Annotated in this window: 12 protein-coding genes; 3 read left to right on the top strand and 9 right to left on the bottom strand. The window is 59.3% G+C overall.

Translation table 11 applies throughout. The features are described 5' to 3' along the window. Position 1: 1 nt before the first annotated feature. Genes Q0802_RS21885 through Q0802_RS21905 form a run of 5 tightly spaced genes read right to left on the bottom strand, consistent with a single transcriptional unit; the run spans position 2 to position 8,310 of the window. On the bottom strand, positions 2–3,403 hold the full coding sequence (locus tag Q0802_RS21885; RefSeq protein WP_298922014.1) for a G8 domain-containing protein: 3,402 nt from the start codon (positions 3,401–3,403) through the stop codon (positions 2–4). After that, positions 3,403–4,971 carry a hypothetical protein gene (locus tag Q0802_RS21890; RefSeq protein WP_298922015.1) on the bottom strand — a complete coding sequence of 523 codons (1,569 nt, stop codon included), beginning with the start codon at positions 4,969–4,971 and terminating at the stop codon, positions 3,403–3,405. Before Q0802_RS21890 ends, Q0802_RS21885 begins: the two co-directional genes overlap by 1 nt. Next, positions 4,971–7,898 carry a BspA family leucine-rich repeat surface protein gene (locus Q0802_RS21895; RefSeq protein ID WP_298922016.1) on the bottom strand — a complete coding sequence of 976 codons (2,928 nt, stop codon included), beginning with the start codon at positions 7,896–7,898 and terminating at the stop codon, positions 4,971–4,973. Before Q0802_RS21895 ends, Q0802_RS21890 begins: the two co-directional genes overlap by 1 nt. After that, complete coding sequence (locus Q0802_RS21900; RefSeq protein WP_298922017.1) at positions 7,898–8,152, bottom strand: hypothetical protein; 255 nt, start codon at positions 8,150–8,152, stop codon at positions 7,898–7,900. Before Q0802_RS21900 ends, Q0802_RS21895 begins: the two co-directional genes overlap by 1 nt. Continuing rightward, positions 8,119–8,310, bottom strand: coding sequence for a hypothetical protein (locus tag Q0802_RS21905; protein WP_298922018.1), 192 nt, complete (start codon positions 8,308–8,310; stop codon positions 8,119–8,121). The genes Q0802_RS21900 and Q0802_RS21905 overlap by 34 nt, the downstream gene beginning before the upstream one ends. 293 nt (positions 8,311–8,603) lie before the next feature. Between Q0802_RS21905 and Q0802_RS21910 the strand changes: the two genes are divergently transcribed. Next, positions 8,604–9,536, top strand: coding sequence for a hypothetical protein (locus Q0802_RS21910; RefSeq protein ID WP_298922019.1), 933 nt, complete (start codon positions 8,604–8,606; stop codon positions 9,534–9,536). A gap of 20 nt (positions 9,537–9,556) precedes the next feature. On the opposite strand, the gene Q0802_RS21915 is transcribed toward Q0802_RS21910, so the two are convergent. Genes Q0802_RS21915 through Q0802_RS21930 form a run of 4 tightly spaced genes read right to left on the bottom strand, consistent with a single transcriptional unit; the run spans position 9,557 to position 13,834 of the window. Further along, positions 9,557–10,507, bottom strand: a complete 951-nt coding sequence (locus Q0802_RS21915; protein WP_298922020.1) for a glycosyltransferase — start codon at positions 10,505–10,507, stop codon at positions 9,557–9,559. Then, entirely contained in the window at positions 10,504–11,505 is a 1,002-nt protein-coding gene (locus Q0802_RS21920) for a glycosyltransferase family 2 protein (RefSeq protein ID WP_298922021.1), read from the bottom strand. The genes Q0802_RS21915 and Q0802_RS21920 overlap by 4 nt, the downstream gene beginning before the upstream one ends. Further along, on the bottom strand, positions 11,502–13,064 hold the full coding sequence (locus Q0802_RS21925) for a hypothetical protein (RefSeq protein ID WP_298922022.1): 1,563 nt from the start codon (positions 13,062–13,064) through the stop codon (positions 11,502–11,504). The genes Q0802_RS21920 and Q0802_RS21925 overlap by 4 nt, the downstream gene beginning before the upstream one ends. Next, complete coding sequence (locus Q0802_RS21930) at positions 13,061–13,834, bottom strand: WecB/TagA/CpsF family glycosyltransferase (RefSeq protein ID WP_298922023.1); 774 nt, start codon at positions 13,832–13,834, stop codon at positions 13,061–13,063. The genes Q0802_RS21925 and Q0802_RS21930 overlap by 4 nt, the downstream gene beginning before the upstream one ends. Positions 13,835–14,229: 395 nt before the next feature. Here Q0802_RS21930 and Q0802_RS21935 point away from each other — a divergent pair, with 395 nt between their 5' ends. Together Q0802_RS21935 and xrtD are read left to right on the top strand one after the other, a co-directional pair. Further along, a complete protein-coding gene (locus Q0802_RS21935) occupies positions 14,230–15,300 on the top strand; it encodes an acyltransferase (protein ID WP_298922024.1) in 1,071 nt (356 codons plus the stop codon). A gap of 133 nt (positions 15,301–15,433) precedes the next feature. Continuing rightward, complete coding sequence (xrtD, locus tag Q0802_RS21940; RefSeq protein ID WP_298922026.1) at positions 15,434–17,035, top strand: VPLPA-CTERM-specific exosortase XrtD; 1,602 nt, start codon at positions 15,434–15,436, stop codon at positions 17,033–17,035. Positions 17,036–17,041: the final 6 nt, after the last annotated feature.

Raw genomic sequence — 17,041 nt, forward strand, 5'->3', positions numbered from 1 at the left:
CCTAGCTGACCGTCACGGCATCACTGGCGGAGGCGGGCGACATGGTATGATCGTAATCTGTCTTGTAACGCAGGCGGAGACTGTAACTGCCCGGTGTAAGGGCAGCCCCGTTGCTCCGTGTCGTGACGGTGACCGTCATCGGATGCCAGCCATTCACCAGGCGTTTCCATGTTGCGCCGGCATCGGTGGAATACTCGGTGCGCACGATCCGGCGGCCCGATGTGTCGGGCTTGGCAATCATCCGGACATCCATCGCATTTGCCGTGGCGCTGTCGGAGCCCGCAAAATGGGTACCTACGACGGGTGTTGTCACACCATTGTCTGCATCTGTCACAAGGAAGTTGACCTTGACGGTCTTGTACTGACCTTCCGAGTAGAGGAACACATACATGAAATCCGCAAAGGAGCGGCCTTTGACAGGGGTGTATGTGAGCATCGTGGCCGCAGCATCGTCAATCGTTGCACGACCTCTGTTCACCCCTTCCATATCCTCATACCCGTCCAGATCAGCCAGCGTGAAGCTGCTGTGACCTGTCCCGGCAGCGCCGGACAGAGCGGCCACATCGAGGGTGACCGAACCATCCACATCGACCCGCTGGTAAATGTCATTGGCGGTGATCGGGTTGGCATTGTAGTTCAGCGGTCCATTATCTGCCCAGGCAGCGCCACTGGTGGCATTGATCTGCGCCAGGGTCATGGGGGAACCGTTCGAGGCATACCCCAGCAGCCACAGTTTCAGAACCTTTGCCGGGCGCCCCGTCAAACGGTCCGAAATGATGGTGGAAACCGCAGCATAGTAGTTGCCATCGCTGTGCCGCCAAAAGCCATGGCGGGTCAGAAACCGCCCCAGCGTGAAGTTGCTGGTGGCCCAGATGCTATCCTGCCAGACCTTGTCCTGCCCTGCCGCGTCTTTTGACAGAACCCCCCGGTTCGACAGGTTGTCGACCTTATAGCCGTCACCGGCTCCGGGACTGACCAGGGTCAGCGTTGACTGGTCATTCAGACCGATGACCAAAGGGAAGGTCTCGGACGGATCAGCCGTGAAATCCACGCTCGACCCATCCTCATCGACATAGGTGACCTCCGGCCCGGTTTTCGTACGGCTTGGCGCAGTGGAGAAATCGTACTTACTGGGGCCTGTCGAGTTGTGGTGATCTGTCGAGATCGCCCCCCAGCGAGGTTCATCGGCATTGTCAAACAGATCATGAGCGGCCTGCGCATCGAGGCCATCATGGAAACGGATTGCCTCATTACATCCTTCTACAAAAGCGCGGTGCACCATTACCTGATAGGTATTGCCGCCCACCTGCGCGCCCCAACCGAAATTTCGGTTCAGGCCAACGGTGACCGGATCCTCGTTCACATAAGTGCCGATATATTCCAGATAGAACCCGTCTTCACAGCCCAGCGACGTGGTCTCTCGCAGGATGTTCTGAATGTCGTGGTGCTGGGTGCCTTTTGACTTGGTGATCTGCCCGGCCATCAGGCAGCCCATGCTGACATTGCCGGTGAAATGTAAAATCGGGTGATCGATGAAAGACCATTCCACACCATAAGCCCCGCCATTGCTGACATTGGACAATTGTGGGGATCGCAGCTCTGTCTTGGCGCGTTTTATATCTGAGGGCGCGCCAACGGAGTTCTCGGGAGGGTTCTCCCTGTAGTAACCCACATGGCCAAATGGCACGCCAATCGCAATGTTGTCGCAAGAGATGATGCCCCGGCTGCGGTAGCCGAACCCAACCCCGTATCTGAAGGTGTCATTGGCCTCGCCAAAAGGCCCTTCTGCGGTTTTGGGGCCAGTGCGCAGGCCGTTCAGCTTTCCGTCGCTGCGCGCTTTCATGGAAACGCAGCTGTCCCATATTCCCAGCTCGTCACCATCCTCTGCCACAAGCCCCGCGCCCACGAAATCGTAGTTCACGCATTTGATGACATCCATGAAGGTCGAATGCTGCACCAGCCCCCAGCCCGGGGATCCGCCTGTGTAACAGCCCCGCGCCACCCCGTAGGTTGTGTGATGGAAGTGAATGGAATAGCGGCCTTTGACATTGCTGCTGGCATCCGCAGGTGTCGATCCGATTGTATCCGCATCCACCACTTCGCGAAACTGGCCGTTGCTGATGAACCCGGCTGGCAACGCCTTGTTCGTGCGCCCCATGCCAATGGTCTGAATGTAGTTCATCTGCCAGTCAGCATGGTGGTGCATGATGGTCAGATGTCCGAATTGCGGTGATTTGCCGGGATCGGTGACCTCTGAACGCAACGAGATGTTACGCCCCTCTTTCAGAATGACAAAGGGCTTGATGACATAGGTTGAGCCAGACAGCTGGTTATCATGCCGGTAGCCCAGACCTCCGGTCCAGGTCAGCGTATTCCCGGTGATATCTGTCAGCGTGACCTCTTCGTCCTGGCTTTCCCAGGGATCGCCGCCAAGAAAGGACGCAAATTTTGTAGAACCGATGACAATCACATCGCCGACCTGCCATCCGGTGGGCACCTCTTGAAGCGTAAGAGAGGTGGCCCCCGCTGGAACACCTGCTGTTGCGTAGCTGCCGTGCAGGACCTCCTTGCCCCACATGTGACATTCGCCCTGCGAGATAAATCCCCGCCCCCAGAGTTTCGGGTCATTGCCGTAGTTCAGATTTGTGGGAATGAAACTGCCCTCGGCGTAATCCCTGCCCGAGATCACAATCTCGGCCGTATGGGCTGCGGGCAGGCTCCCCGCCGATGTGCCGATCCGGATCGACGACCCGCGGGTGCCAATCACTGTTTCCACAAGCATCTGTGTCGATTGATCCAGCGCCCATATCAGAGCGCCATCCACCCGCACCCGGTCCAGCCGGATATTGGCCATGCTGTTGTCATAGATGATGCTGCGGCCATGAGGGATCAGCACACAGGCCCCATTGCCCGGCACCCTGCCCCCCAACCAGGTCGCAGGGGCCGTCCAGGCACCATCCGCCACAGCGATATGCGTGGCATCGGTATGGGGCATCAGCGCAACCACCGCCGCATCATCTGCAATGTGCGAAGCCGGTGACGCCATGCCCATATGGCTTGTGCTGTAGACCATGAGAGGCGGTGACACCACATCCCCCTGATCACAGGAGACAAGGCATTCTATGCGGCTACCCCCCAGACCTGTGCTGTCAAGCGTCGGACCCGTGCCTTGTGTCGCCCCTCCGACGACCCGCCACAGGTAGGCGCTGACACCTGTCAGACCGCTGGTATCCACCGTGAGCGTATCGCCGTCAAAACCGTCACTAATGCGCGGCAATCCCGCCACCGCAGAGGGTTTTCGGAAGGCGGCCACATTCAACGACCCGCTGTTAGCTCCCACCCTGAAGGTGCTGACATCTACTCTTGATCCGGTTTGAAAACCCTTGAAACGTAGCTGCGCCATTATGCTGTCCACTTATCGCTTAGATACGTCTGATAGCTGGCGGCATTCGTGAGGGTCTCTGTTACGATCAGCTCACACAGGGCGCCTTCGATCGGCTGGCTACCGTTATGGGTCGCGCCGAAACGCAGGGTACCCGTGGCGGCGGTGAGACCCGATGCCAATGGCCCGGTGCCGCGCGAGGCACCATTGATCAGCACCTCCCACTGGCCGCCCGAGGTATCGAACACCATTGAGAACACGACCAGCCCGGAAAACGGGCCCCCTATCAGGTTCCCGCTTGTCCCGACAGATGCGGACATGTCCAGCCGCCCCTCGAATTGGGTGCCGTTATTGGCGCGCAGGTTGATCGTTGCTCCCCCGCCGGTGATGCCCAGCAGTGAATCAAAGGTGTCGCTGATGGCGTCTATCATGACTGCGCCATGGATGGCGAAATTGCCACTGCCGCTTCCGGGGAAGGCGAAGGTGTTGAGGAAACGGGCCATATCCTTGGTGCCGTCGAGATCGATGGTATTGAGGCCGTTCTGTGTTCTGGCCCCGGAAACCGGATTCCCCAGGAAGGGCATGATCTGCGATCCGACCTGATCCGCCCAGGCGGTTGGCGGGGTTGTGCCGGTGATGGAGCCTGTATCCGACGCATCCCAACCGCCATAAGCCGCTGTATCATCCGTATAGGGGTTGAACCCTGTCAAAGCGGCACCTGATGTCGCGCTCTCGCTGTTCCCGGCCGCGGCAGTGCCCACACTGTTTACCGCCCTCAAGCGTATCGTGCAGACCGTGGCGGGGGCCGCCATGATCACGGTTGTTGTGCCGGGGGCGGCACTCCCCAAGGAAACCCATGCGCCGCTTGCATCAACGTCATATTCAATATCGGTGATGGCAGCGCCACCATTGCCCGGCAGGCTGGCAATGGTGATGTCCAGCTCGCTTGCATTACCACCGGTGGCCACCGACCAGTTCGCATCGGCAAAGGCCGCTGGCACGGTTGCCGGACCAAAGGCGATCGCGGTCGCCCCGCTCTCTACCGTTACCCCGCCAAACCGCTCCTCAGCGGTAAACTGAGCGCCATCATCGGCTGGCTGAATGACATAGGTAAGGTCGGTACCGCCTGCAACATCCACGCCCCCCAGCTTTTGCTGCCAGGTTTGATCACCCGGATCAGATCCTTCGTAAAGCCAAAGCCCCGGCGTGACTGTCAGCACATCACCTGCATTTGTTGTGCCCGAGATGGTTGGCAGTTTAAAACAGGTTGCTGAGGTCGCGATCATTGCAACGGTCAGGGCCGCGCCATCCGGTGCGCGCTGCGTATAGGTGCCTGCATGAACACCCGATGCGATGGTCACGCTGACGTTTCCGTCTGTTGCCGTGACAACAGGTTCTTCACCCACATCTGCAAGGGCAAACTCTGCGGAGATTTTCGTCACCGCAAAACCCGAAACCACTTTCTGGTAGATGTCATATGTCCCGTCAGCGACATTCACGGTTTCCGCAGGATCGAACCCCTGAAACTCAAGCGCATTGCTGAACACACCCGATCCGTTCGAAGACGGTTTGAAAATAAAATCGGCCATTATGCGGTCCTCTCGACTGTACCATCTTCGTTGTCGTCAAATATTGGGGATGGGGGTGGTGCGGCGGTCATGAACGTCACGGTGCCATTCATATTGTTGCTGAAAACATATGAGGCACTTGGCGTCTGTGTGGTCACGCTTGCCGACGCCGACCAGGCTCCCTCACCCAGATAATTCACGGCCCGCGTCTCTACGTAGTAGATCGTGCCTTCCAAAAGTCCTGGAAGGGAAAGCGGGCTGGAGACATCATCAATTTCGGTCCAGATCGCCTGATTCGTTGAATACCGCAGGTCATAGGAAGAAATCTGCAAACCATCGAGCGGCGGAGCCGCGCCAAGCGTCACCGTGATTTGTGTGGAACTATCGGCAACAAGCGACGGCGCGCCCATGGCTGCGGGCACACCAACACCTGCATCATTCAGGAACCAGCCTGCATTGATCAGGGCGGTACGTGCGGCTTCTGCCGCCCCGCCGCGCGTGTAATCTGTGCCGATACCTGCCCCAAAGAAAATGGGGCCTGCCGGCAGCGGCGTTTGCGCTGCAAAATTGATCAGGCAGGCATCATAGACCGCTTGCGAAAGCGTAAAGCCTATGACGATGTCGAACATGCCCCTTTGCTCGCCACCGCTGGGGGAGGCCAGGGACCTGATGTCAAATCCAGAGATGTCCAGAGCGCCGTCTAGACCCGCGCACCCCAGGAACGCCTCGTCCATGCGGGTCACATTGCCCGTGTCCATACCGGTTGCATCGAAGGCGGTCAGAGCAGAACAGTTGCCCCAGGTATTCTGGAGATTGGTCGCCGCGGAGAAATCAAAGCCCGCAATGTCGCAGGTTGTCATCGAGGTGCAGCCCGCGAATGCCGAGAACCAGTTCTGAGCAGCACTTGTGTCGGTATTACCTGCCGTGAAGGAGGTCATGCCGGTACAGCCGGAAAAGGCGTTTACCATGTCGCGCCAGCCCAGTTGTCCGAAATTTTCGACGGTCCTGATCCTGGCCGCATCCGCAGGATTTGCGGAGCAATTCATCCCGAAGGCTGTCCCGGAAATCCGGATGGTATGGGTGCCCGCGGTGGGAAATGTGATGCTCAGATTTGCATCATTGTGGCTGTTATAGGGCCGCACACCATTCACGCTGTCTTCGATGGTGCCGCTGTAAAACCCAGCGGACGCATTGCGAAATGGCACCGTGAAGGTTTCATTGGACGTCGCGGTCTCGACGGTCAGGACAAAACCCGTTTCGACAACATCGACAATTGTCAGGCTGAAACCCGACTGGGCCGTTCCACGCGCATTGGTAGCGGAGACAACAATGGCGGTATCGGCCTGAATGCTCATTGCATCCGTATCGAATGTGACAAGGCCGGTGTTCTGGTCGATCGTGACGCCCGGGATGGCATTGACCGAATAGACCAGATTCAGACCTGTGAAATCGCCAGAAACATCATAGGTCTGCGCACCTGTATTTTCCGCGAAGCTCTGATCGGTCAGGTTTCCGGCCGACAGCGGCGCGGAAAGCAATGTGCGCCCGGATGCGCTGGCGCTCCAACTGCCGGTGCCGACGCTGTTGCGGGCCCGGGTCTGTACGTCATGATCGGTATCTTCGGTCAGGCCGGTCAGCAAAACCGTGCTCCCGACGTTGGCCTGTGTTGTCCAGCTGCCACCGTTTTCACGGTATCTCAGATCGCGCTGCGTAATTGGCGCGCCGCCATCATCCGGATCAGCCGCAAGGCTGGCGGTTATCTGGCTGGCACTGTTAACAACCAAAGAGGGCGCATTCATCTGCGCCGGAGCTGTTACAGGCGCTGTGATCGTGACACTCAGATCGACCTCTGCCGATCCACCCGAATTGGTCGCGGTGATCCTGAGCGTATCTGTGCGTAGCTCATCGTTGATCGTCAGCGTACTGCCGGTGATCGCAGCCCAGGCGACATTCTCGCTGTAGGTCAGATCGCTACCGGTGAAACCTGCGGCCAGATTGACCGTCGGGGTGCCTGTGCCTTGGGTCTCGACGACCGCGGCCAGCGATCCGGCAACGGGGGGGGCATGACGGACCCTGTGGCCGGGGCTGAGCACGTCTTCTCCGTTGACGTTTGGCGCATAGCGGATGGTCTGCAGATCCTGTCCGGCGACAGGCGTGTAGCTGGCCGCGGTCGCGCCGCTGATCAGCCCGCTGTCATCACGCCAGCCGTGCACAACTGTCTCCCCACCCTGAAGGTTGGGAATGAGGCCCGTCAGTGGCACCCCGATCTGTGCTGTCAGGCCATGTGTGGGATTGGCCGTCAGCCCGGTAATCTGCGCGGTATAGACAATGGGGGCGACACTCTCCAGCTCAAGGGAGCTCTGTATGCTGCCCCCTGAATTGGCAGCACTCACCACAATTGTCACCCCGGACTGGGGTGTCATGACATCGGTATCAAAGGAGATCACGGCTGTTGTGCCATTGATCGACACACCGGGGGTGGCACTGACCGAAAAGGCCAGCCCGTCGCCTGTGAAAGCACCCGAGGCGTCATAGGTCTGAACACCTGTGCCAAGGGTCAGGCTCTGATCTGCCAGCGCCCCTGTCACGGCGGGAGCCTGATAGACAACAATACGCGGGGTGACGGTGAAAATACGCGTATTGCCCCCGGTATCCGTGACCGTAAGGGCAAAGTTGTTCACATCCCCATCGGCAAAGACCTCTGCAGCGGTTGCAGTATCACCGATATAGGTGACAACAACGCTGGCAATTGTCTGCCCCGGGGCTGTGGTCGCGTAATTCGCCGGATCGGTAAAGACCGCCCAGTTCGCTGTATCATTCAGCGCATCCCCCACAACCAGCGCCGAAGACGCCGGGGGAACAGATGCAGAGATGGAGACAGGGGGGGTTTGCCCCGATCTCTTACGGCGCCGCGCCGCGACGGGTCCGACAAAGCCTATTCCGGGCATCAGGACCAACCATAGTAGGTACCCGTGGTGCCAGTGCTCATCACACGCAGGCCCCGGAAATCAATGCGATCACCTGCAATCATCGTATACGGCAAAGACACCCCTTCGCTGTCACGAATGACAATGGTGCCTTCGGCCTGACAGTAAATCACGCGCGGCAGGATCGGCAGATCGGTATTGTCATCAGGGATGATGGCAAAATGTTTCGTGGCAGGGCTGGTCAGCCCCTTGGTGAAGGCTTCAAACTCATCCATTGTGTTTCCTCGTGCGTGAAAGGGTGCGCCAGATGGCGCGTGTCAGGGATTACATGCGGCGCAGTGACGAAGAGGGCTCTTGCCAGATGGCCAGGATCATCCTGAAGGCGCGCACGACAGAGCGGCGCGCCGATCACAGCAGCAAGGGTCATGGCCATGGGAGCCTCCTTAGAGGGCTGTATTGAAGGTGCACGGCATTTTCGGGAAAGAGTGTAGTGAATGCCCTACCTGACCGCCCGCACGGGTAAATGAAATCTGTATCCAGCGCCCGGTCATGAGGCCGGGCACATGGGGTGATCCGGAAATTTCCCTCTCTCTCAAAGACCTTGCATTCTGACGGGATGCCGGTATGTGCTCTGAAACGGGTCCAATACTGGTGATGTGCACAATGGTTGAACCGAAACTCCAAAAACACGTCGTCATTGTCGGACATGGCAGATCAGGAACAAATATGGTCCTCGATCTCTTCGATTATCATCGCAACACCTTCTGCCGTAACGAGCCCAACGAACTTGTCGGCACCGCCTTTACCGGCCTTGGCGACAACATGTTCCCAGAGCCCGGAGCAGGTGATTTCGACGCCAGATGGCGCCAGGCCATTGCCCATACGATCCGCGCAAACGGCGCCCGCGACCGGTTTGGTACCGAAAAGGATTATTTTCGCGCACCCTGGCGGGCCCATCTGGGGCAATCGCTGATGTCGCGGCAGAAATTCCGCGCCCGCGTTCTGCCCCGACCCCAAGGCCAGCTGGTCGAGGAATGGTTCTGCCCGGCACTTTATTATGACGCTGCGGCCCAGGCCCGCGCCCTGCCGGTGCTCAAGATACTCCTGTCACCGGCCTGGGTTCTCAAGGCGCATGATCTGATCGATACGCAGCTGGTTGTGCATGTGATCCGGCGCCCCCAGGGGTTCGCACAATCCTGGTGGAGCAGATACGTGACCGGCATTGGCGGCGGCCCCGAAAAGGTCTTTGCAGACAACCAACCTTCCCTGATCCGGATTCTGCAGCATTTCGGTCGTGAGGAGGAGATGCCCTCGCATTATTCGCTGGCCGATCTGGTTGTCTCGGAACTCTGGCGCTGGCGGTACATGAATGAAGTGCTGCTCGATCAGATGTCCGGGTCCGACCGCTATCTCACGCTGGCCTATGAAGACGTGATGCACAACAAGCTGCCCTGGGCGGAGAAGCTTTACGGGTTCGCCGGTCTTGAGATGACGCCAGCCTGCCGCCAATCGATCAGTTCCATGCAAAATACCCTGTTCAAAGCCAGAAAATCCGATGGGCTTGACCCCAAGATGGTAGAAGAAGCGGTTGCGCAGGTGATCGGTGACAGCCCCTTCCGGGACAAGCTCCTGAATGTGGACCCGGGCGCGGTTTCCTGAGCCAAAGCCCTTTTCAGGGTCTATTTATATTCGATAATGCGGGGGCCTGCGCCTTTCAGGCGCGCCATGTGATAGCCCAGCACACCTTGAGCTTCCGGCAGCTTTCCCAAGGTCAGGAACAGCGCCTGTATCCAGTCTTCTCCGCGTGCCTTCAGGCGCAGAACCTGTGCGGGCCAGACCAGCAATAGCGCACCTGCAAAAGGCCAAACCAAGGCGCCTATCCCTGCCGCCAAAGGCACCCCCAACCCCCAAATCAGCGCCCGGCGGGTCTGGGGTCTGCAATACCCCTCAGGACCGCTGCCATGCAGAAAGGCCCCTTCGGCAATCGCATGCCCGTGCCGGCGCGCGCGGCGCCACCACTGGGAAAACCGTGTCATCGCAATATCGTGCCAGGCCATTTCCGCATCACACCGCCAAATCCGCCAACTCGCCCGGCGCAGCCGCAGGCAGAGTTCGGGTTCTTCGCCCGCAATCAGGCTGTCACGGTACCCGCCAACCGCCTCAACGGCTGTGCGGCGCAGAATGGCGATGCCACCAACCGCCTCCGTCTCTCCGACGGGTGTGTCCCACTCCGCATCCGCCAGTTGGTTCCACAGGCTTGCCTCGGGAAAGCGTTCCCGCAACCGACCTGCTATGATGGCCACATCCGGGTGATCTGCCAGAAAGGACAGGGCCGTCTCCGTCCAGCCTTCCCGCAATTCGCAATCTCCGTCGATGACCTGAACATATTCCGCTTCGCTGAGCCCGCGCAGATGCGCCAGACCGGCATTGCGGGCCCGGGCCGCCGTGAACGGAAGGGTCATATCCAGTTCAACCACGGCAGCGCCTGCCGCCTTCGCAGCAGCCACAGACCCATCGGTAGAGCCTGAATCGACATAAACAACCGGTGCGGTATGCCCCTTCAGCGACGCAAGACAGCGGATCAGCCGCGCCCCTTCATTACGTCCGATGACAACAGCCGCCAGCGTCACGCGTCGGACCCTGGAAAAACGAGCGGACGGATCACGTATCGGATCTGGTCGCTGATGAAACTGCGCGGCATGGTCGGGGGCCGTCCCCGCAGCCGTCGGTGCAGGATGTTCAACAGGGCCGCAAAAAGCATCAGGACCGCGAGGGACAAAGCCCCTGCCCGCCCATAGGCCTGCGCAAAGTAATGCGCCCAGGATTGGTACAGGTAGGCCGGATCACGCTGACGGCCGACGCTTCCTGCAAACTGCCCGGTGGCCGCCCCCTCCTCGTGAACAACGCGGGCGCGGGGTTCATAGAGGACGTGCCAGCCTTTTTCGTGCAGGCGGCGCATCAGGTCGACCTCTTCGTAATAGAGGAAAAACGCCGGGTCGAAAAAACCGACATCCCGAAGCGCTGTGAAACGAAACATGACGCTGGCGCCAGAGACCCAGTCAACGGGGCCTGCGGGATGATCCGGCGGCAAGGGCACCAGCCGGTCCTGTGCGATCCGGTTGAGCAGGCTCAGGTTGATCATGCGCGCCATCTCATTGACAGGACCGGGAAAGCGGAACGCGGCTGTTACCGGGGTCAGGTCCGGCCGGAGAACACTGGCCCCCACGGCTGCCGCCTGCGGGTCCGCCTCCAGCGTGGCGGCAAGGAGGTCGATCGTTTCATTCTCAAGCCGGGCATCCGGATTGAGCAGAAAAACCTTGTCAGGCGGCGTCGCCTGCGCACCAAGCGCTTCAAGAACAACATTATTTCCACGTCCAAACCCATGGTTCTCAGTTTCCGGCCAGAACGTGACCCGCGCACCCCAATCGCGGTCTGCATGGGCTGCGCGCAGCACTTCGGCATCCCCATTCGGGGAGGCATTATCGACAAGATGCACATCCACTTGCCGGTGGCCATGCTGGCGGGCCAGAACACTTTCAACCGCTTCGATTGCAAGATCTGCGGTCCCGTAATTGACCACGATCACCGCGATACGGTCTGCGCCGTCGCCACCATCAGGGTCTTTCACCTGCGATACCCCGGCGATGTTTTCGGACGTTTGTAAAAGATGCTGCGGCGGGCCTTCGGTTCAGCCTTGCGCCCCGTGGGCCCCTCCGCCTCGTCTTTCTTTTGGGAAAAGTCGCGGGCATATCTGAGATCTTTGGCCGGCCGGCCCTCATCCGCGGAGCCGGTTTTTCTTGCATAGCCCGGCTCGACCACTGGTTTTTCAACGATCTGTTGACCGGTCACGGCTCCCCGCTTCATCTCCAGTCGTCCGATCAGCGCCCCAACCATCAGCCAGCTTATGGGGGGAATCCCGGAGTTGGGAATAAGATCCACAAGTTTGGCACAGAGCAGAAGCGCCAGGGCGGCACAGATCGGATCGATCTTTTCACGCGGCCCCAAAAACAGACCGATGACCGGCCAGCACAGCAGGCCGAAAAGCCCGATATAGCGGAACCATCCGCCCGCCCCCAGTTCGATGACCCAGGACCCGTCCGTGACCGAAAGGTTGTTGCCGAACTCGTCAAAAATCCGCTGACGCCCCCAGCCACCCCAGCCGAACACCGGTTTCTCCCGCGCTCTTTCAAGAAGCAGCTCTTCATTCTCCAGGCGGGTCATGAAAGAGGCGGCGCGGTTTGGATTGATCTGCTCGGCAAAAGCCATGATCCGGTCCACCGGCACCTGATCAGCGGCGCGCAAAGCGGGGTAGGTCAAGACCATGCCCGCGATACAGGTGGCCACCAGCAACTGCATCCGGGTCTTGAGGAACAGCAGGCATGGCAGCAGGACAACTGCAATCATCAGCGCGCCCAGCGATTTGCTCAGAACCATCACCGCAAAGAGCCACGCCATCGCCAGACCCCATTTCATGCGGTCCCCCTCTTTGGCGGATCGAAAGAGGCCCGCCGCCGCAAGTGTCGCGAATGTCAAAAACAGCGACAGTCCCAACCCGTGCCCGAAGAAAACGACAGGCCGGAAACCGCCCCCCCGCATGTGCTGCGCAAACTGGTGTGGGAAAAACCCGTAGATCATCATGTTGAGCTGCGGCGACATCCGGATCTCGTAGAGCGCCAGGAATGAATAGGCCACGGCAGAGACCACGATCGCCGTCAGAAGAATGCGCTGCCCGTCCGGAAAAGACAGCAACCGGCGTGCCAGAAAGAGAGGGGCGATCACCATCCCGATCTCCAGCAGCATCGACCCGGCGTCATAAAGGCTGTGGCCCTGCAGGACCCGGGGGCCAAAGACCAGAGCTTCGCGGTTGGTGAACACGGATCCGAGGGTCCCGACCACCAGCAGCATCAGCAGCCCCAGCACAACCGGATCGCGCGGAATCCAGCCCGGGAGCACCTGGATATTCCCGGCGTCTTTCCGGATTGCCACGGCTGTGAATATGAAAGCGACAATCGTCGGAATGGTTCTCTTGTCGAGCGGTGGCAGGATCGGCAGGTCGAGCCCGAAGCGGGTTGGTAAAAGCAGATACCCCCCCACGATGGTCGCGCATAACGCCACAGGTGCCGTCAGCTTGTTGTAAAAGACGAACGAGACAATTGGCCATATGATCAGGGCAGCCCAGGCGGTCATGACAGCTTCCCGCTCTGACGCCGGGCCAGCAGAGCTCTGCCGGTCAGCTTTGGCAACACCAGAAAACAGGCCCCGTAGCGCGCCGCCAGACGTCTGGGACTGCCCAGCAGACGCCAGAGCCACTCCGCCGCCACCGCCTGCACCCAGGCGGGCGCGCGGGTTTGAGTGCCCGCGATGAAATCCAGCCCCGCCCCGATGGACACGAACCCGGTACCGGGCAAGGCTGACCGGGCACGGGCCGCGAATATCTCTTGTTTTGGAGCCCCAAGAGCCAGAAAACACAAACGCGCGCCCGAGGCTTCAATCGCCGCGATATCCGCCGCCGCCGCATCGGCCAGCGGATCAAACCCCATGGCCGGTGCCCGGCACAACACCACATCAAGCCCCGGATGCTGCTGGCACAGCGCAACCGCAGCAGCCGCAAGCGCCTCGTCGGTGGCCCCGAAAAGCGCTACCGGCACCTGATGCCGCGCCGCCAGATCTGCCACCGGGCTGATCAGTTCCGATCCCGGCACCAGGGAGACATCCTGACCGGCCAGACGCGACAGCCAGACAATTGGATTACCATCGGCCGTGATGTGGGTCTGATCCCCATATGCGGCTCTAAAAGCCTTGTTTCGAGACAATTTGACCACATGATCGAGGTTCAGCGTTGCCACCGAAAACCCCTGCCCGGATTGAAAACACTTTTCCAGATCCGCCAGCAGCGCAGCCTGATCGGGCACGGTCACCGTGATGCCTGCCGTTTCGCTCTCGCTCCAGATCATCATTACCTTTGTACCCTTGTATCCTGTCTGCACCGTTCGCACCGCAACGATGCCTGTCTAAATCTATACGACCATTTAATGAAGCATATCTGTAAGCGTCTTATTGGGCAGCATTTGGAAAATCCTGACACAAATCCCCAAAAGCGGCATGGGAGCCCCCCTGCATTGATCATACCACGCAACTGCCTCTCTCCAAAAGAAGCGCGTTTCGAAACCTCCTTTGCCCCTGACATGGGAGCTGCGTGATTTGTGAACAAAAAATCACTGTCCTGTCACTTTTTACAAACTTCTGAGGTTTCAAGGTCGCTTCTGCGGGTTTATCGCTGAATTTACCTCTGGTCACATATGAAATAGGGGGTGATGATGTGCTTTTGGGCGACAGGACGAGTGAGATACCAATGACGGCAGGTCTGCAGACATCTTCCGGGGCCCCGGCTGAGGACAGCACTCATATCCCTTATGTCCCGGCGCTTGATGGGGTGCGCGCGCTGAGCATATGTCTGGTGATGGCCGCACATATGTTGCCGCTGGGGCCCAAATCGCTCGAAGTAAATGCGATGGTGGCGAAAATGGGCATGTCCCTGTTTTTCTGCCTCTCGGGTTTTCTCATCATCTCGATGATCCGGCGCAACCCAGACGTGGTGACCTTTCTAACGCGGCGCGTGTTGCGCATTGTTCCAGCGCTGGCAATGTACCTGCTCATCCTGGTTCTTCTGTTCGATTTGAGCGGCCGTGTGGTTCTGATCAACCTTTTGTTTGCAAACAACTATTTCACCGAAGGCCTGACCGGAGGGCCCTTGGGGCATTTGTGGTCCCTTTCCGTCGAAATGGGGTTTTACATGGCCATCGCCGGGCTCACCTTGTTTCTGGGCAGCCGAAGCGTGTGGCTTGTCCTGCCCGCTGCGCTAATCGTGACCCTGATCCGCATTGATGCCGGCGCTTACGTGAACATCAAAACCCATCTGCGGGTGGATGAGATATTGTCAGGCGGCATTCTGGCCCTTGTGGCGCAGCACTACGGAAACCGCATCAAGGCCTTTCTGGCCCCGACCCATCGCACCCTCTGGATGCTTTCCATCACAACCGTTTTATGGGTGATCTCCTGTCGCATGGACGGGGGCGCGCTGAACTATCTGCGCCCTTATCTGGCTGCCGGGTTTGTCGGCATTGTCATGCATTGCCAGTGGCAGCCACTACTGCGCCTGCTGCAAAGCCGGATCGCCGCCTATATCGCCAATATTTCCTATGCTCTCTACATCTACCATTTCCTGACCATATCGGGCTGGATGAACACCGGCAGCGATTGGGAAAGATACTTGCTGAAGCGGCCTTTGAGCTTTGCCTTGCTGCTGGCGCTGGCCCATGCATCAACCTTCTGGTGGGAGCATCCCTGGCAAAACCTTGCGAAGTCACTGACCCGAAAACGGCAGAAAAAATACGCCCCTCCCCCGGCGCCAAGGACTGATTAACCACGATAAAGGCAGATATGCCCTGGAAACACAGTGTTGACGGCATTGTGAGCAGCGTTTTGTCTGGGCGGAAAGCCGCTGAACTGCTATAGGACGTTGCATTGCTACAGTAGTCATTGATCAGGTTAATTGAATGTCAGACATCTCTACAGAAGCCCCGAAAGGCTGGACAACATGGCTGGTACCCGGACTTTTCTGGCTGGCCATCGCCATTCTGGGAGCCGCCGTTTTCTTTGCAGAAGGCCTTGATGCTCTTCTGGTTGCCTGGCAACTGCCCGAATATAGCCACGGGCCCCTGATCCCGATCCTGTCTGGTTTGCTGTTCCTGCGCCAGCTCAAGGAGTTTCCCATCGACCAGGGTGCCAAGCGTAACCGCTGGATCGGTGTGCTGGTCATTCTGGCCGCGATCGGGTTGGGCGGTCTGGGTCGCCTGGCCGGGATCAATGACATCGTTGCCTATGCCACGATCCTGTGGGTTGGAGGTCTGTTGCTGGTCAGCTTTGGCTGGAGCACAGGCAAGCATTTCTGGCCGCCTGTCCTGCATCTGGTCTATATGCTGCCGCTGCCCGGCGTGCTCTATTACAAGATGTCGGCCTGGTTGCAGCTGATTTCCTCTGAGCTGGGTGTCTGGTTCCTGAAGCTGCTGGCCGTCCCGGTTTTCCTGGAAGGCAATATCATCGATCTGGGTGTGCTCAAGCTGCATGTGGCCGAGGCCTGTTCGGGTCTGCGCTACCTCTTCCCGATCCTGTCGTTTTCCTACATCTTCGCGGTGCTCTATCGCGGGCCAATGTGGCACAAGGCCGTGCTGTTGCTGGCCGCTGCCCCGATCACGGTGCTGATGAACTCGGTGCGGATCGCCGTTGCCGGTGTGCTGGCGGACCGTTTCGGCATTGAATGGCTCGACGGGTTTACCCATTTCTTCGAAGGCTGGGTGATCTTTATCACCTGCATCCTGCTGCTGTTCCTGCTGGCCCGCATCATGCTGTTCTTCCAACCGGAAAAGATGACCATCACCGAAGCGCTGGATCTGGACACGGACGGTCTGGGGCAGCAATTCGCGCGCCTGCGGCTGACACAGCCCTCAGCGGCCATGATCACCACCGCCTTCATGATGCTGGCAGTTGCCCTGAGCTGGCCGCATCTGGCCCCGACACGCGGCGAAATGACAATTGAGCGCGAGAGCCTCGCGTCCTTCCCGCGGCGGCTGGGAGAATGGCGGCAACAAGGGCCTGCACAACGGCTTGATCCCGGCATCGCCAACGTGCTGGGTGCCGATGATTATCGCTCGGTCCACTTCACCAAACCCGGAACCTCCTCCTACGTCGAGTTTTTCGTCGCATGGTACGCCGATCAGAGCCAGGGCGGTGTCCATTCGCCCGAGATTTGCCTGCCCGGTGGCGGCTGGGAAATTGCCTGGCTGGAACGCTCCGACATGACGCAGGTGATGAACTGGGACACGCCCTTCGACATCAACCGTGCGATCATCCAGAAAGGCGAGACCCGGATGATGGTCTACTATTGGTTCGAACAGAAAGGTCGCAAGATCGCCTGGGACTTTGCCGCCAAATACTGGCTGATGGTCGACGGCATCACCACCGGGCGGACCGATGGCGCGCTGGTCCGTCTGACCACACCCATCGAACGTGGTGAGACCGAAGCCGCCGCCGAAGCGCGCCTGATGGAAATGCTAGAGGAAACGGTGGGGCCCCTGCCCCGGTTCGTCCCCGGCATCTGAGCCGCG

Source organism: uncultured Roseobacter sp. (assembly GCF_947495275.1).
In the GTDB taxonomy this organism is placed as follows: Bacteria; Pseudomonadota; Alphaproteobacteria; order Rhodobacterales; family Rhodobacteraceae; genus Roseobacter.

What these genes read in the sequence shown, in the direction of transcription:
- xrtD (WP_298922026.1), top strand. Translation starts at nt 15,434, where the DNA reads ATGTCAGACATCTCTACAGAAGCCCCGAAAGGCTGGACAACATGGCTG.
- Q0802_RS21890 (WP_298922015.1), bottom strand. Translation starts at nt 4,971, where the DNA reads ATGGCCGATTTTATTTTCAAACCGTCTTCGAACGGATCGGGTGTGTTC.
- Q0802_RS21925 (WP_298922022.1), bottom strand. Translation starts at nt 13,064, where the DNA reads ATGACCGCCTGGGCTGCCCTGATCATATGGCCAATTGTCTCGTTCGTC.
- Q0802_RS21910 (WP_298922019.1), top strand. Translation starts at nt 8,604, where the DNA reads ATGGTCCTCGATCTCTTCGATTATCATCGCAACACCTTCTGCCGTAAC.
- Q0802_RS21930 (WP_298922023.1), bottom strand. Translation starts at nt 13,834, where the DNA reads ATGATGATCTGGAGCGAGAGCGAAACGGCAGGCATCACGGTGACCGTG.
- Q0802_RS21895 (WP_298922016.1), bottom strand. Translation starts at nt 7,898, where the DNA reads ATGCCCGGAATAGGCTTTGTCGGACCCGTCGCGGCGCGGCGCCGTAAG.
- Q0802_RS21900 (WP_298922017.1), bottom strand. Translation starts at nt 8,152, where the DNA reads ATGGATGAGTTTGAAGCCTTCACCAAGGGGCTGACCAGCCCTGCCACG.
- Q0802_RS21885 (WP_298922014.1), bottom strand. Translation starts at nt 3,403, where the DNA reads ATGGCGCAGCTACGTTTCAAGGGTTTTCAAACCGGATCAAGAGTAGAT.
- Q0802_RS21935 (WP_298922024.1), top strand. Translation starts at nt 14,230, where the DNA reads ATGACGGCAGGTCTGCAGACATCTTCCGGGGCCCCGGCTGAGGACAGC.
- Q0802_RS21905 (WP_298922018.1), bottom strand. Translation starts at nt 8,310, where the DNA reads ATGGCCATGACCCTTGCTGCTGTGATCGGCGCGCCGCTCTGTCGTGCG.